Source organism: Gordonia sp. GONU (assembly GCF_024733855.1).
In the GTDB taxonomy this organism is placed as follows: domain Bacteria; phylum Actinomycetota; class Actinomycetes; order Mycobacteriales; family Mycobacteriaceae; genus Gordonia; species Gordonia amicalis.
Genome location: NZ_JANRHB010000037.1, coordinates 38314 through 53855 on the forward strand (window position 1 = coordinate 38314; position 15542 = coordinate 53855).

A 15542-nucleotide genomic window follows, 5' to 3' on the forward strand; every position below is an offset into this window, starting at 1 on the left:
GCCGCGATCGTCGTCATGAGGTGCATGGTGGTGGGTCTCGTTGACGAACCGGACGGGCGCGGGTGATCCTTGGCCGGTGAATTCGGACCAGTCGCCCGCCTCGGGCCGTGCCCCGCTGCCGCACTCCACCGACACTGCCACGCTGCCGCTCGCGGGGATCACCGTCGTCGCCCTCGAACAGGCCGTCGCCGCCCCCCTGGCCACCCGGCATCTGGCAGACCTCGGTGCGCGGGTGATCAAGGTCGAGCGCGTCGGCGAGGGTGACTTCGCCCGCCAGTACGACTCCGCGGTGCGCGGCGGCGCGGGTTCGCATTTCGTCTGGCTGAACCGGGGCAAGGAATCGGTCGAACTCGACCTCAAGAGCGACGCCGGACGCGATGCGATCAGGACGCTCATCGCCGGCGCGGACGTGTTCCTGCAGAATCTCGCCCCCGGCGCCGCGGCCCGGCTCGGGCTGGGGGCCGACGCCCTGCGCGCCGACCATCCGGAACTGATCGTCATCGACATGTCCGGCTACGGCGACGCGGGACCGTTCCGCGATCGCAAGGCCTACGACATGCTCGTCCAGGCCGAGACCGGTCTCATCTCGGTGACCGGCACCCCCGAGGACATGACCAAGACCGGCATCCCGTCCTCCGACATCGCCGCCGGCATGTACGCCCTCACGTCGGTGCTGTCGGCACTGTTCCGCCGGGCGACCACCGGCGTCGGCGCACGGGTGTCGGTGTCGATGTTCGACGCCACGGTCGAATGGATGGGTCACCCCATGTACATGCGGCTCTACGGCGGCCGCCAGATCGCCCGGGCGGGCCTCGGCCACGCAGCGATCGTGCCCTACGACAAGTACCCCACCCAGGACGGCACCATCCTCATCGGCGTCCAGAACGACCGCGGGTGGGACACGCTGGCCCGCGTCGTGCTCGAACGCCCCGACCTCGCCGAGGACTCGCGGTACAAGACCAACATCGACCGCGTCTCCCGTCGAGCGGAGGTCGATGCGATCATCGCCGCGGAGACCAAGCGGTTTACCACCGAAGAACTCGACCGCCGCCTCGCCGACGCGGGGGTGCCCGCCGCCGAGATCCGTGACCTCGAGGCCGTGGTGGCGCATCCCCAGCTCGGCGAACGCGACCGCTGGCGGGATGTCGACACCGAGGTGGGCCCGATCAAAGCGGTGCTGCCGCCGATGACCTTCGACGACGTCGAACTGGCGATGGGACCGGTACCGGCACTCGGCGAACACACCGAAGCGGTGCTCCGCGAGTTCGGGATCACCGCCGACGAGCAGCCGTGACGAACATTCCCTCAGCGTAGGATCGGCAAAGCGGACCTGCAGCCCTCGGGTCGCGCATTTTCTGCACGGATACGACGACCTCTCGGAGGCGATATGTCCGACGATTCGCTGTACACAACCCGGGACTCGGGTGCACCGGCCGGGAGTGACGAACACTCCCTGACGGTCGGCGCCGGAGGACCCATCGTCCTGCACGATCACTATCTGATCGAACAGATGGCCCAGTTCAACCGCGAACGAATTCCCGAGCGACAGCCACATGCCAAGGGCAGCGGCGCATTCGGGACGTTCGAGACCACCGAGGACATCTCGGCCTACACCAGTGCCGCATTGTTCCAGCCAGGCGTGAAAACCGAGATGATGGCGCGGTTCTCGACGGTGGCCGGCGAACGGGGCAGCCCCGACACCTGGCGTGATCCGCGCGGATTCGCGCTGAAATTCTATACATCCGAAGGCATCTACGACATGGTCGGCAACAACACGCCGATCTTCTTCGTCAAGGACCCGATGAAGTTCCAGCACTTCATCCGTTCCCAGAAACGCCGCCAGGACAACAACCTTCGCGACCACGACATGCAGTGGGACTTCTGGACGCTCTCGCCCGAGTCCGCTCATCAGGTCACCTGGCTGATGGGCGACCGCGGCATCCCGAAGACGTGGCGTCACATGAACGGCTACAGCTCGCACACGTATCTGTGGGTCAACGCCGAGGGCGTGAAGCACTGGGTCAAATATCATTTCAAGTCCGATCAGGGCGTGGAACACCTGACACAGCACGAGGCCGACCAGATGGCCTCTGCCGACACCGATTTCCACACCCGGGACCTGTTCGAGAACATCGCCGCAGGCAATCACCCGAGCTGGACGCTCAAGGTCCAGCTCATGCCGTTCGACGACGCGGTGAGCTACCGCTTCAATCCGTTCGACCTGACCAAGGTGTGGCCGCATGGCGACTACCCGCTCATCGAGGTCGGCAAGATGACGCTGCACACCAATCCGGTCGATCACCACACGCAGATCGAGCAGGCCGCCTTCGAACCGAACAACGTCGTCCCGGGTATCGGCTTCAGCCCCGACCGGATGTTGCTCGGACGGGTGTTCTCCTACGCCGACGCGCATCGACATCGGCTCGGCGGCAACTACAAGCAGATCCCGGTGAACGCGCCGAAGAACGAGGTCCACTCGTACTCCAAGGACGGCGCGATGCGTATCCACAACGTCACCGACCCGGTCTACGCGCCCAACTCCAAGGGCGGCCCCTCTGCGCTGTATCCCGGTCAGGGCGAACCGCAGTGGGCGGCCAACGGGGAGATCCTGCGCAGCGCCTACGTCGACCATCCCGAGGACGACGACTGGGGGCAGGCCGGCACGCTCGTCCGCGAGGTGTTCGACGACGACGCGCGAGAGCGGTTCGTCGACAACGTCGTCGGCCATCTCCTCAACGGTGTCTCCGAACCCGTGCTGCAGCGCGCATTCGAGTACTGGCACCGCGTCGATCCCGACATCGGTGCTCGCATCAAATCGGGTGTCACCGAGAAGAAGGACGAGTCCGACCCGAAGAAGGACGACCAGGGCAACCCGGCACGGTCGTCGGCACAGGAGAAGGCGAAGGCCGAAAAGGCCTGAGCCCGCTCGACACCCGGGGCGAGGACCCTCGCTCCCTGAGGTGTGCGGAGCGATAGCGCCAGAGCCCCTGCGCTCCCTGAAGTGCGAGGAGCGATAGCGCCAGAGCCCCTGCGCTCCCTGAGGTGTGAGGAGCGATAGCGACGACCCCCTCGCTCCCTGAGGTGCGAGGAGCGATAGCGACGAGCCTCGAAGGGCCTGGTGAGATGAACTCGCCAGGCCCTTCGAGACGCGTCCTCCGCAAGGCCCGGATTCGACACCAGGCGACACGCCGGTTGAGCCGACACCGAGCGAAGCGAGGCGTCGCGTCGAAACCCGGCCCCACCGATCCCAGAGACACCACCGCTGGTCCGCCGCCGACTAGGCTCGATCCCGTGAGTGTGCGCGCAGGCATCGTGGTGACCGGAACCGAGGTTCTGACCGGGCGTATCGCCGACCAGAACGGGCCGTGGCTGTCGGAGCAGCTCCTCGAGCTGGGGGTGGACGTCGCCCACATCACCATCTGTGGGGACCGGCCCGCCGACCTCACCGCCCAGCTGCGCTTCCTCGCCGACCAGCAGATGGATCTCATCGTCACCAGCGGAGGCCTCGGTCCCACGGCCGACGACCTCACCGTGGCGACGGTTGCCGACTTCTGTGGACGCGACCTACAGCTCGACCCCGCACTCGAGGACCACATCGCCGGAATCATCCGGCGCTGGCGGCCCGACACCGTGGACCTCGACGACGGGCCGACCCGGATCGGTATCCGCAAGCAGGCCCACGTTCCCGCCGGCGCCACCGCGATACCGCCCACCGGCACCGCACCGGGCGTCGCCGTCCCCGCGACACCCGACGAGCCGCTGCCGACGATCCTCATCCTGCCCGGCCCACCCGTCGAGCTGCAGGCGATGTGGCCGACCGCGATCGCCTCACCCGCCATCGCCGAGGTGCTGTCCCGGGCCGACGACCTCACGCAGGAGACCATCCGGGCGTACGGACTGCACGAGGCCGAACTCGCCGAGACACTGCGTCGTGCCGAGGACTCGATCCCGGGATTCGACGCCCTCGAGATCACCACCTGTCTGCGCCGCGGGGAACTCGACATGGTCACCCGCTTCGCCGCCGACGGTGCCGAGATCTACCGGCAATTGCTGACATTCATCACCGAACACCATGGGCGACAGATCTTTTCGACCGATGGCTCGACCATCGAGGATCAGCTGATCGCGACGCTCGACGGACGGCTGATCGCCACGGCGGAGTCCTGCACCGGCGGGCTCATCGCGGCGCGGCTCACCGACCGCCCCGGTTCTTCCGCCTACGTCACGGGCGGCGTCGTGTCCTACTCGAACGAGGCGAAGTCCGACCTGATCGACGTGCCCGCAGAACTGATCGCCTCGCACGGGGCGGTCAGTGAGGAGGTCGCCGCGGCGATGGCCGAGGGAGCCCTGAGTCGCCTGAAGTCCGATGTGGCGGTCTCGACCACCGGGATCGCCGGACCCTCCGGCGGCACCGAGGCCAAACCGGTCGGCACCGTCTGCTTCGGCGTCGCCGTCAAGGGCCGCCCGACCTACACGGTCACGCGACGTTTCCCCGGCGACCGGGAACGGGTCCGCTCCCTCACCACCACCGCCGCGCTGCACCTGGTCGTCGCACAGCTGGAGAGAGACCCCGCCGCCGGTTGACCTCCCTTGTCGAGTTGTCCCCTGCTACTGGTGGAGCGGCCCCTGTGTGGCGGTTGCTCGTCGTTTCGACGCGGTGGCTCGCTGGCGCTCGCTACCGGCTCAACGAGCATGGACACGTGGCAGTATCGACTCGCCGCCGCTCGCTAAGCGTGGTCACGTGGCAGTATCGGCTCGCCGCCGCTCGCTAAGCGTGGTCACATGGCAGTATCGACTCGCCGCCGCTCGCTAAGCGTGGTCACATGGCAGTACCGGCTCGCCGCCGCTCGCTAAGCGTGGTCACGTGGCAGTATCGGCTCGCCGGCGCTCGCTACCGGCTGCCGTTTGAGCTGTCCCCCGCCGGTTGAGCTGTCCCCCCGCCGGTTGAGCTCGTCGAAACCTACAGCGGCCCGGTGGGCAGCTGCCGGCGGACGAGCTTACCCGTGGGGTTGCGCGGCAACTCGTCGACGAAGACGACGTCACGTGGCACCTTGTACCGCGCCAGATTGGCCTTCACGTGCGCCTTGATGTCCTCGGGTGACGGGTTCGCGTCCTGCGCCGCGACGATGAAGGCGCGCAGACGCTTTCCGAATTCGTCGTCGTCCACGCCGATCACCGCGACGTCGTCGATGTCCGGGTGTTCGGCGAGGAGGTTCTCCACCTCGAGCGGATACACGTTCTCGCCGCCGGAGACGATCATGTCGTCGTCGCGGCCGTCGATGTGCAGCAGGCCGTGCTCATCGAAGCGCGCCATGTCACCCGTCGACATGTAGCCGTCGATGATCTCCTTGTTCCGTCCGTCGGTGTACCCCTCGAAAGGGGCGCCGTTACGGACGAAAAGTCTTCCACGAACGTTGGTTCCGGAGATCCGACGGCCCTCGTCGTCGAAGAGTGCGAGCCGGCTGGTGACCGGCGGGCGGCCCACCGTGCCCGGCGCGAGTCGCAGTTCCTTCGGCTGCGCGACCGAGGCGATGGCCACCTCGGTGGACCCGTAGAGGTTGTAGAGGACGTCACCGAACGTGTCCTGCACCGCTTCCGAAAGCGCCGGTGACAGAGCCGATCCCGCGATGACGATGATCCGCAGGGCGGACGTGTCGTACTTCTTGATGACGTCGGGTCCGAGAGCGAGCATGCGGTGGAGCATCGTCGGCACCGCGACCAGCACCTCCGCCTTGTGCTCGGCGAGCGCGGCCAGGGTCTTCTCCGGGTCGAACCGTCGCATCACGACGGTCTTGTTGCCCAGCGCTGCCCCCACACCCCAGAGGGCGAAACCGGTGGAGTGGAAGATCGGCGAGACGATCACCATGGTGCCGCGCTGCGGGAACGGGATTCGGTCGAGCAGGAGGGCACTGGAGAACGGCGACAGCTTGGAACGTTGTGCCCCCTTGGGCAGACCGGTCGTGCCGCTCGTGAGGATGACGAGTCCGGCCCACTCGTCCGGTTCCGGAGGCGTCGCCGTGTCCCCGTCTGCGACGATGTCGTCGAGGGTGCGAACCCCCTCGGGGACCGGACGCTCGCCGTCGACCCAGGTCACGATCCGGAGCGTCTCGGCAGGCAGAGCATCGGCGAGGTCGGTGAACTCCTCGTCGTAGAGCATCGCGACGATCTTCTCGCGTTCGGCGACCTCGACGAACTGGGTCTTGCCGAATCCGGTGTTCATCATGGCCAGTCGGTAACCGGCCTTTCCCGCGGCGCTCATCGTCGTCAGCAGACCCCGGTGATCGCGGGCGATCACTCCGATCACCGAGCCTCGCTCGACGCCGGAGGCCTCGAGGTGGTTCGCGAGCGCGTTGGCGTTCGCGTTCAACTCGCCGTAGGTCAGTTCACCGCGTTCGTCGGCGACCGCACCCGCTTCCGGGTACTCGTCCGCCCCGTGTGCCACCACCGAGGCGCAGGGTCCGATGATCTTCGCGCGCTTGACCGTTGTCAGGAGCTCCTTGGGGCGTGTGAGGTCCAGCAGCCCCGAACGCTTGAGTACCTTGAACGCTCCGACGGCGTCCTCCACCTGTTCGACGGCAGTCCCGACCGCACCGGTCACCGAGACCATGTCCACCCACCTTTCGCGGCCGGAGCCGCTGTCCGCGCCCACGGGTCGGCTCGGGTGACCCCGCGGTTGGTCACGGTCGTCACCAATGGCCGAAGCAGGTGCCAGAGTAGGGCGCAACTCGGCGGTCGATGTCCGCTTCGCCGAAATCGGTTCGGTGCCAGCGCTTGCCGGATCACCGGACTTTTCCCGGCCCGGATACCCGGCCAACGTTGCCGGAATCGGATTACCGATTCGTTGCGATTTCGCGACAACTCTGACAACATCTGTCATCAGATCGAGGGTGGAGGAACATGTTCAGTTTTCGACGGTTGACGACGATCGTCACCGCTGCGGTGGCATGCACGATGACAGCGACGCTGGGTCTGTCCGGAGTGGGTGCGGCCGGAGCCGCGCCGGCGAAGAAGTACCCCGTGTCCTGGGACTTCCGGTCCGCCATTCCGAACGTGCTCAACCAGACGCTGGACGCGAACTGGTCCCCGCCGGGCACCAACGACCCGTCGTGCAAGCCGACGAAGGAACGCCCGAACCCGGTGATCCTGCTGAACGCCACGGCGACCACGCAGTGGGCCTACACCGCGGGCGCTCCGTACCTGGCCAACCGTGGGTACTGCGTGTACACGTTCAACTACGGCAACATCACGCCGATCCCCAGCTTCCCGATCCAGGGTCTGGACGACATCGAGAGGTCGGCCCGCGAGGTCTCGCGCAACGTCGACCGGATCATGCGTCAGACGGGCGCGAAGAAGGTCGACCTGGTCGGCTGGTCGCAGGGCGGTGGCCTGTTGCCGCACTACTACATCGATTTCCTCGGCGGCGACAAGAAGGTCGACAAAGTCATCGGCATCGCGCCCGGCAACCACGGATCGACCGGCGACATGCTCACGTACGTAAGGTATTTCATCCCGCCGTTCGGACCTGTCGGCTACGACATCTTCAAAGCACTGTTCCCCGCTTTCGCGCAGCAGGCGCAGTATTCGGATCTGGTCCGCAAGGTCTACGGCAATGGCGACACCAAGCCGGGCCCGCATTACACGACGATCGTCACCAAGTACGACGAGATCGCGACCCCGTTCACCAACGGCTTCCTCGAGGGCGACAATGTCACGAACATCCTTCTGCAGGATGACTGCCCGGTCGATCTGTCCGAACATCTGTCGATCAACTTCAGCGAGCGCACGTGGCGGCATGTGCGAAACGCGTTGACACCAGCAGAGGCCACGCGCGTACCCTGTTTCCAGGTCGACCCCTTCTATCCCGGAATGAGTGAAGGCAGATGACGGCAGATCCAGCCCCCACTCGAGACCACGCCGCCGACACCGAGATCGCCGCGGACGACATCGCAGCGGCCGACATCGCGACCGACGGTATCGCGCCCCTGGGCCCGGATTCGGTGGCCTGGAAGGTTTTCGGTGATCTGACATTCGTCCTGGGCGCACCGCGTCGTCTGCTCATCGATGTCGCCCACCCCGTGGTGGCCACCGGCGTGCGCGAGTTCTCGGTCTTCGAGACCGATCCGTACGGGCGCGCCGAACGCACGCTCGACATGATCATGGGTGTCGTCTACGGCCGCGAGGACGCGCTCGACATGGCACGCCGATTGCGTGAGCGCCACCGCGACATCAAGGGCCAGAACCCCGACGGCTCGCGCTGGAGTTCACTGAATCCCGAAGCGTTCCACTGGGTTCACGCGAGTCTGGTGCACGGGATCTACACCCAGCAGAAGGAACTCGGTCGCGGCTGGAAGCCGGGCGAGGTCGAGCAGTTCTATCTCGAGATGCGTCAGGTCGGACGCATGTACGGGGTGCGCGAGCAGGACATGCCGGAGAACTGGGAGGCCTTCTGCACCTGGTTCGACGAGATGACCCGCACCAGGCTCGAGCGGTCGGACATGACCGATCGGGTCTTCGGTGTGGTGACGTCTCCCAAGCCACCGCCGCACATCCCGGTCCTGCGGCACGCGCTCGTGTGGAACACGACGGTTCGTCCCGTCGCCGGCCTCGTCCTGGCCACCGTCACCGCGGGTCTCCTCACACCGGAACTGCGCGAGTTGCTCGGCATCGACTGGGGCACCGGACGACGTGTGCTCTTCCGCCTGATCTCGTTACAGTCGCAGCTGGTCATCCCGCGGCTGCCCAGGGCCATCCGAATGGTGCCGCACGCCCGCGCCGCCTACCGGTGACGACAGACACCTCGTCCCCACCCGCGAACGGCGGGTGGGGACGAGGTGTTTCGTGGCTCAGAAGGCGCGCAGGTTCTCCCTCAGGGTCGAGCCGGTGTACTCCTCGCGGATGAGTCCGCGGCGGCGCAGTTCGGGTGCCAGTCCGTCTGAGATCATCGCCAGGTTCATGCGCGTGGTGGGCAGGTAGAACAGGAAGCCGTCGCCCCCGGCCTCTTCCATGATCTCGCCCATCTTGTCCGCGATCGTGGATGGTGAACCGATGAGACCCATGTCCTTGACCTGGAAGCTGCTCGCGACGACCTCACGCAGAGTCTCGTCCTCGCGGCCACCGAACAGTCCGGCGATCGAGGTGTACTCGCCGTTCTGCTTGGACAGGTCGATGTCGCCGACCTTCGTGTCGGGATCGATGGCACCGAAGTCGATGCGACCGCCCGAGGTGTAGGACATGTTCCACAGGTTGTACTCGATTGCCTTGTCCGTCTTGCGGAACGCCTGGGCCGCTTCGTAAGCGGCCTGGGCCTCGGCGTCGGTGGCTGCGATCGTCGGGGTCGCGATGAACAGGACCTTGATGTGGTCGGGGTTGCGTCCGGCGGCGGCCGCCCGGGCACGGATGTCCTCGCGGTAGGCCTTTGCATCTGCGGCGTCCTTGACGATGGCGATCTGGGTGTCGTCGTAGTTGGCGGCGAGCACACGACCCGGCTCCGAGCTACCGGCCGAACAGATGGGGACCTCACGCTGCGGACCCGGGATGGTGTTCAGCGGGCCGCGGCACTTGAAGAACTTGCCCACGAACTCGATCGGGTTGACCTTGGTGTGGTCGGCATAGACACCGGCGTAGGGATCTGCGATGACGGCGCCCTCCTGCCACGAGTTCTGCAGCGCCTTGACGACGTCGATCCACTCCATCGCCATCTCGTAGCGCTCGTCGTGCTCGAGATGCCGTTCGTAGCCGAAGTTCTGGGCGACGCGGTCGGTGACGCTGGTGACCACGTTCATGCCCACGCGACCCTCGGTGAGGTGGTCCAGGGTGGTGAACGCACGTGCGGCCAGGAACGGCGGGTACTGGATGGTCGAGACGGTCGGGATGATGCCGATGTGCTTCGTGGCCTGCGTCATCAGCGGGACCAGCGGCAGCGGATCGTTCTTGGGGGCCATGAAACCGCGGCGCAGCGAGGTCTCGGCGGAGTTCTGGTAGGAGTCCTCGACCATCGAGGTGTCCTCGATCAGGATGTAGTCGAAGCCGGCACGCTCGAGGCTCTTGGCCATGTCGACGTGGATGTCGGGCTTCATCCAGTCCAGGTGGTTGGTGCCGGTCCACGGACCGTCACCGTTCGTGGGGCTCCAGGGGTGAATGCCGAAGCCGTCTCCGAGGAACCAACCCATGTGGAACATTGCGATCTCCTGTCGTGCGAAGTGGTTGTGAGAGGTGTTGTCCGCCGACCGGGTCGGCCGGTGAATCGTTGGCTCAGGCCGCTGTTTCCATGGCCTGGTAGGCGCCGACGAGCGTCTGCGTGTAGTCGTTCGACGGCGCGTCGAGAATCGACATCGTCTCGCCGGATTCGACGACCGTGCCGCGGTTCATCACCAGCAGGTCGTCGGTGATGAATGCGGTGGCCGGGAGTCCGTGCGAGATGAAGACCAGCCCGAGCGAATGCGTCTTCACGTAGTCCTTGAGCAGGTTCAGGACCACCGCCTGCGCCGAAACGTCGAGCGCACTGACCGCCTCGTCGCAGACGAGGATGTCCGGGCCGACGACGAGCGCACGTGCTATCGAAAGGCGTTGCCGCTGACCGCCGGAGAGCTGATGCGGATACCGTTCGACGAGTTCGGGTGCGATCCCGAGTTCGGCGACGATCGCGTCCACGGCGGCGTCGGCCGCCTTCTCGTCCAGCCCGCCGAGGATCTGCGCCGGGCGGCGGATCGCCTCGCGGACGACCCGTCGCGGATCGAACGTCGTGGTGGTGTCCTGAGCCACGAGCTGCACCTTGCGGCGGTACTCGAGACGACCCGGGCGACGTTCGAGCAGCCGGGACAGATCACGGCCGTCGACCAGGACCTGACCCGAGGTCGGCGTGGTGAGTCCGACGATCATCTTGCCGAGAGTCGATTTGCCCGAACCACTTTCGCCGACGATACCGGTGGCTCGGCCGCTCTCCAACTTTGTCGTCACCCCGGCGACCGCGGTGACCTTGCGCCCGTACTGCTTGTACACGTCGACGACTTCGATGATCGTGCTCATGCTGCGGTCTCCTCTCTCATGACCGTGTCGAGGGTTGGAAGGCGTTCCAGCTGAGCAGAACTCAGCGTGGGCATGCATTCCAGCAATCCCCGGGTGTACGGGTGGTTCGCGTGGTCGAGGTCCTTCGCGGCGATGCTCTCCACGACGCTGCCGGCCTGCATGACGAGAACCTTGTCGGCGAAGCGTCGGGCGAGGGCGATGTCGTGGGTGATGAAGACGAGCGACGCCCCGTTCTCGATGGTGAGGCCGGTCATGAGTTCCATGACCGACACCGCCAGGGACGCGTCGAGAGCACTCGTCGGCTCGTCGGCGATGAGTAGCTCCGGCTCGGAGGCCAGCGCGATGGCCATCATCACGCGCTGACGCATGCCGCCGGAGAGCTGGCCGGGTACCGACGACATGACCCGGCGCGGTTCGACGATGCCGACCTGCTCCAGACGGGCCTCCGCGGCCGCGGCGCGGTCCTTGCGGGAGCCGTACCTGCTCTTCGGCAGGACCGCGGTGAGCTGACTGCCCACCGACCAGATGGGATCGAGAGAGCTCATCGCGTCCTGGAAGATCATCGAGATCCCCTCACGCCGAGCCGGGATCCGCTGAGCCTTCTCCGCGAGCAGCGAACGGCCCGACAGCGACATCGTCGCCGCCGACACCTCGCCCACACCCGGCGGGATGAACCCGCCGAGTGCGTTGGCGATGCTCGACTTTCCCGAACCGGACTCGCCGACGATCGCGACCCGCTCGCGCCGGCCGATCGTGAACGAGGTCGGGTGGACCTTCTCCACTCCGCCGTAGCGGATCGTCAGATCGGTGACCTCGAGGACCGGGGCGACGGTGCCCGTCACGTCCTCCTCGGCGACCGCCACCTGGTCGGTGAGCGTGGTCATGGCTTGAGCTCCGAGTAGTCGATCACGCTGTCGGTCCGGAACACGTAACCCTCGACTCCGTTGGCGAATGCGTTGAGCGGCTGTACGTATCCGATGTAGACGGTGGGCATCTGGTCCTGGAGGATGCGTTCGGCCTCGTTCCACTCGCCCCATGCGGCCGGCGTGAGCGGCTCGCCGGAGGCGTTGCCCGCTGCGATCGCGCTGTTCAGCGGTGCGTAGTCGAAGTCCGGCCAGTTGATCGGCGACCCCGGCGTGTAGAAGAGGGACAGCACGTATGGCGGGGACTGCACGACCGCGTAGTCCCGGCCCATCGAGGCCTGGAACGTCTTGTTGGCCAGTCCCTCCTGGAACACCGCCGAGTTCACCTCGTTGAGGGTGACCTCGAATCCCGCGGCGCGAGCGGCGGTCTGGATCTGGACTGCCGTCTCCTTGAGATCGGGCACGGCGTTGTTGACGGTCAGCTCGAACTTCACCGGGGTGGTGATCCCCGCGTTTCGCAAGATCTCCAGCGACTTCGCCGCGTCGGTGGTGTTGCTCTTCAGTCCGTTGCCGTTGTAGTCCGGGAGCGTGTCGTTGAGAATCGACGAGATCGGACCCAACCGGCCCTTGTAGACGTCCTTCATGATCGCGTCGTAGGGAACCGCATACGAGAACGCGCGGCGGACCTCGACGTTGTCGAACGGCGCCTTGGTGGTGGTCAGCGGAACGTAGACGTAGGCGTTGCTGGGCACCGTGAAGATCTGGGCGGCGTTCGCATCGCGCAGGGCGACCTGATCGGCGGGACGCAGCTGGGTGGCGACGGACGCATCACCGCTCTTGACGAGGTTCGAGCGCTGGCCGGCGTCGGCGACGACGCGCTGGACGACACGCTTCACGTCGGGCTCACCGAGGGCGTATCCGGGGTTGGCCTCGTAGACCATCTGCTGGCCCGGGGTGTAGCTGGTGAGCTTGTAGGCACCGAACCCGAAGTCCGCGTTGGTCTTCGAATACTCGACGCCATACGGATCGTCGGCGGTGGCGTGTGCCGTCAACACCTCGGAGTCGTAGATGGCGTACGGGGTGTTCGCCAGCAGCGACAGCAGTGTGAAGCCGTGAGACGGATCGGCGATGCTGATGGTGACAGTGGCGTCGTCGACCTTCTTCACCTGGTCGGTCGAGGTGATCACGGGAGCGCTGACGAACGACACGATGCTGGTGTCGACCTCGAACTTGCGCTTGAACGAGAAGATCACGTCGTCGGCGTCGAGAGCGTTACCCGCGGCACTCTTCGCCTCGGTGTTGAGATGGAAGGTGTAGGTCTTGCCGTCGGGGCTGACCTCGTAACTCTTGGCCAGCACCGGCTCGAACTTGAAGAGCTCCTGGTGGGCCGAGAGCCCGTCCGTGCCTGCGACATACGGGTTGCGGATGAGGGTCGCGCCGGTGTTCAGGAAGAACTCCGCGGCCTCGTAGCCGGTGGCGCTCGTCTCGTAGCTGAAGCTCGGGGGTTGTGCCGCGGTCACGATGACCACGCCGCCCTCGGCGGAATTGTTCGACGACCCGCCACCGCACGCGCTGAGTGTCAGTGCGGCGGCGAGGGCGAGCGCGGTTCCGCTCACCAAGGTGGACAGTCGTTTCATGGGTATCGGGTACTCCGTTCTGGGAATGAATGGGATGCAGAGAGGGGCCGTTGACGCGCGCCGGTCAGGTCAGACGCGGCGACGACGGGAGATGAAGGTGGTGACCCGGGAGGCCGCCCACACCGAGTAGGCGAGGGCGATGACAGGGAACAGGGCGGGCCACCAGCGTCCGACTGCTGCGTCGGCGGCTCCGTCGGCGAGCATGTTCCCCCACTCCGCGGTCGGGAGCGGGATGCCTACGCCCAGGAAGCCGAGGCCGGCGCAGAAGATGATCCCCATCCCGAAGATCGCCGAAGCGTTCTCCAGGACCGGTGCACACGAGTTCGGGATCACGTGGCGCAGGAGGATTCGGAACTCCGATTCGCCACTCATCCGCGCGGCGGTGACAAAACCGTCGTTCCGTGTCCGCAACACCTCGGTACGCATCAGCCTGCCCTGGAAGGGCATGAGCACCAAGGCCAGTGCCAGTGCGATGACCACCGAATTGCGTCCGAAGAAGGACACGATGACCAGCCCGCCGATCATGACGGGCAGTGCCTGGACCAGATCGATGGTGCGCCCGAGCGTCGCCGCGATCGCGCCGAGCACGCCGCCCTTCGAGCCGTACATGCCCGCGATCGATCCGATCGCGATGCCGACGGCGGTCGCGAGGAGTGTCACCCCGATCGCGATGGCGATGTCGAGACGGAAGGCGGTGAGCGTCCGGGACAACACGTCGAAACCGTTGGAATCGGTGCCGAACCAGTGGTCCCCCGAGGGTGCGCTCGATGGGGTTCCGACCACCTCGGTGGCCGATTGCGGTGCCAGCATCGGTCCGAACACCGCGAGGAGAAGCAAGAGTGCGAACGGGATCAGACCCGCGTAGTCGCGTAGTCGGGCCATCTTCCCGAGGCGCGGGGGCCTGTGGGAGGTTTCGGCCGTCGTGGAGAGTGGCGCCATGACCATGTCAGACCTCCTGGTTGCGCGAGTCGCGTCGACGGGAATCGAGAAGACCGGTGGCCACCTCGGTGAGGAAGTAGACGATCAGACACAGGCCGGCGATGACGACCAGGAATGACCGGAGGGCGAACACATCCGACGACCGGACCGCGTCGACTGCGTACTGGCCCAGCCCGCCGAGTCCGAACAGCGATTCGAGGACCACCGCGCCACCGAGGAGCAGGCCGAAGATCATGCCGAGCATCGCGACTGCCGACGGCAGCGCCCTGCGGTAGACGCTCAGGACGACCACCCGTCGTGGTGCGCCGGAGGCGATCCGGAATCGAGTTGCCGGACTGTCGATCTCGGTGTCGAGGGCCAAGACCAGCGACTTGACCAGGATCGCCGAGTGCGACACCGTCATCACCGCGACCGGCAGGATCAGGTGGGCGATGTAGGAGTTGGCCGCCGCGGTGTCGCCCGCGATGACGGCGTCGAGGATCGGGAATCCGGTGACCTCGGCCGGCGGCATGAGGATCGGGTCGAGCCGTCCGGACGGGGCCGGAACCCAGGCCAGCGTGGCGAAGAAGACGAACAGGAACAGGATGCCGACGACGTATTCGGGGATCGCGCCCGCCGAACTGGCGTAAGAGCGGAGCACTTTGGAGAACCGGTTGGTCGGCCGGGTCACGATCAGGTAGGACATCGGCAGGCTGATCAGACAGGCGAAGAACAGGCCGGCGCCGATGAGCTCCAGGGTTGCCGGGACTCGCGTGGCCATGTCCTCGGCGACCGGCCGGCCGGTGGCGATCGAGTTGCCGAGGTCCAGGCTGAACAGCGAGGTCACATAAGTCCAGAACTGCGAGACCGGAGAACCGTTCAGTCCATATGATTCTCGCGCCTGGTCCAGTGCGGCACCGGACAGGCGGCCACCGGAGGCGGACACCAGTGGATCACCGGGGATGAGCTGGACGAGGAAGAACGCGACGACGACGAAGATCAGGAAGTTGACGACGCCGCGGCCGGCCGCGCGTCCGATCCAGGCCCACACGGACAGTCGTGACACGACTGCCCCGAAATCGGAGCGCTTCGTCCCGGT

Annotated in this window: 12 protein-coding genes; 5 read left to right on the forward strand and 7 right to left on the reverse strand. The window is 66.2% G+C overall.

Annotated elements, in window-relative coordinates:
- Positions 1–76 precede the first annotated feature (76 nt).
- The 3 genes from NWF34_RS21970 (at position 77) to NWF34_RS21980 (ending at position 4584) form a co-directional block, all read left to right on the forward strand.
- Positions 77–1294, forward strand: coding sequence for a CaiB/BaiF CoA transferase family protein (locus tag NWF34_RS21970; RefSeq protein WP_375295699.1), 1218 nt, complete (start codon positions 77–79; stop codon positions 1292–1294).
- A gap of 93 nt (positions 1295–1387) precedes the next feature.
- The gene (locus NWF34_RS21975) at positions 1388–2920 is read left to right on the forward strand and encodes a catalase (protein ID WP_096274829.1); all 1533 of its coding nucleotides are present in this window, start codon (positions 1388–1390) and stop codon (positions 2918–2920) included.
- A 371-nt stretch (positions 2921–3291) separates the two neighbouring features.
- The gene (locus NWF34_RS21980) at positions 3292–4584 is read left to right on the forward strand and encodes a competence/damage-inducible protein A (protein WP_258326042.1); all 1293 of its coding nucleotides are present in this window, start codon (positions 3292–3294) and stop codon (positions 4582–4584) included.
- Between the two features lie 376 nt (positions 4585–4960).
- Here NWF34_RS21980 and NWF34_RS21985 read toward each other — a convergent pair whose 3' ends face one another.
- The gene (locus tag NWF34_RS21985) at positions 4961–6607 is read right to left on the reverse strand and encodes an acyl-CoA synthetase (protein ID WP_258326043.1); all 1647 of its coding nucleotides are present in this window, start codon (positions 6605–6607) and stop codon (positions 4961–4963) included.
- Between the two features lie 290 nt (positions 6608–6897).
- Here NWF34_RS21985 and NWF34_RS21990 point away from each other — a divergent pair, with 290 nt between their 5' ends.
- Both NWF34_RS21990 and NWF34_RS21995 read left to right on the forward strand, forming a co-directional pair.
- Positions 6898–7884 (forward strand): triacylglycerol lipase, encoded by a 987-nt coding sequence (locus tag NWF34_RS21990; RefSeq protein WP_258326044.1) that lies wholly within the window; start codon positions 6898–6900, stop codon positions 7882–7884.
- Entirely contained in the window at positions 7881–8786 is a 906-nt protein-coding gene (locus NWF34_RS21995) for an oxygenase MpaB family protein (RefSeq protein ID WP_258326045.1), read from the forward strand. Before NWF34_RS21990 ends, NWF34_RS21995 begins: the two co-directional genes overlap by 4 nt.
- Before the next feature lie 57 nt (positions 8787–8843).
- Here the strand turns inward: NWF34_RS21995 and NWF34_RS22000 are convergent, their stop codons facing one another.
- The 6 genes from NWF34_RS22000 to NWF34_RS22025 all read right to left on the reverse strand — a co-directional run.
- A complete protein-coding gene (locus tag NWF34_RS22000) occupies positions 8844–10178 on the reverse strand; it encodes an NtaA/DmoA family FMN-dependent monooxygenase (protein ID WP_159404677.1) in 1335 nt (444 codons plus the stop codon).
- A 73-nt stretch (positions 10179–10251) separates the two neighbouring features.
- A complete protein-coding gene (locus NWF34_RS22005; RefSeq protein WP_258326046.1) occupies positions 10252–11025 on the reverse strand; it encodes an ABC transporter ATP-binding protein in 774 nt (257 codons plus the stop codon).
- A complete protein-coding gene (locus NWF34_RS22010; RefSeq protein ID WP_258326047.1) occupies positions 11022–11909 on the reverse strand; it encodes an ABC transporter ATP-binding protein in 888 nt (295 codons plus the stop codon). The genes NWF34_RS22005 and NWF34_RS22010 overlap by 4 nt, the downstream gene beginning before the upstream one ends.
- Complete coding sequence (locus NWF34_RS22015) at positions 11906–13525, reverse strand: ABC transporter substrate-binding protein (protein ID WP_024499142.1); 1620 nt, start codon at positions 13523–13525, stop codon at positions 11906–11908. Before NWF34_RS22015 ends, NWF34_RS22010 begins: the two co-directional genes overlap by 4 nt.
- Positions 13526–13594: 69 nt before the next feature.
- Positions 13595–14470: an ABC transporter permease gene (locus NWF34_RS22020; RefSeq protein ID WP_258326048.1), complete on the reverse strand. Its 876-nt coding sequence runs from the start codon at positions 14468–14470 to the stop codon at positions 13595–13597.
- Position 14471: 1 nt separating this feature from the next.
- On the reverse strand, positions 14472–15542 hold a 1071-nt coding region (locus NWF34_RS22025), incomplete at its 5' end, for an ABC transporter permease (protein ID WP_258326049.1).

Bases quoted from the DNA above. Each gene is read 5' to 3' on its own strand.
- NWF34_RS21975 (WP_096274829.1), top strand. From the start codon at position 1,388: ATGTCCGACGATTCGCTGTACACAACCCGGGACTCGGGTGCACCGGCC.
- NWF34_RS21985 (WP_258326043.1), bottom strand. From the start codon at position 6,607: ATGGTCTCGGTGACCGGTGCGGTCGGGACTGCCGTCGAACAGGTGGAG.
- NWF34_RS21990 (WP_258326044.1), top strand. From the start codon at position 6,898: ATGTTCAGTTTTCGACGGTTGACGACGATCGTCACCGCTGCGGTGGCA.
- NWF34_RS21995 (WP_258326045.1), top strand. From the start codon at position 7,881: ATGACGGCAGATCCAGCCCCCACTCGAGACCACGCCGCCGACACCGAG.
- NWF34_RS22000 (WP_159404677.1), bottom strand. From the start codon at position 10,178: ATGTTCCACATGGGTTGGTTCCTCGGAGACGGCTTCGGCATTCACCCC.
- NWF34_RS22005 (WP_258326046.1), bottom strand. From the start codon at position 11,025: ATGAGCACGATCATCGAAGTCGTCGACGTGTACAAGCAGTACGGGCGC.
- NWF34_RS22010 (WP_258326047.1), bottom strand. From the start codon at position 11,909: ATGACCACGCTCACCGACCAGGTGGCGGTCGCCGAGGAGGACGTGACG.
- NWF34_RS22015 (WP_024499142.1), bottom strand. From the start codon at position 13,525: ATGAAACGACTGTCCACCTTGGTGAGCGGAACCGCGCTCGCCCTCGCC.
- NWF34_RS22020 (WP_258326048.1), bottom strand. From the start codon at position 14,470: ATGGTCATGGCGCCACTCTCCACGACGGCCGAAACCTCCCACAGGCCC.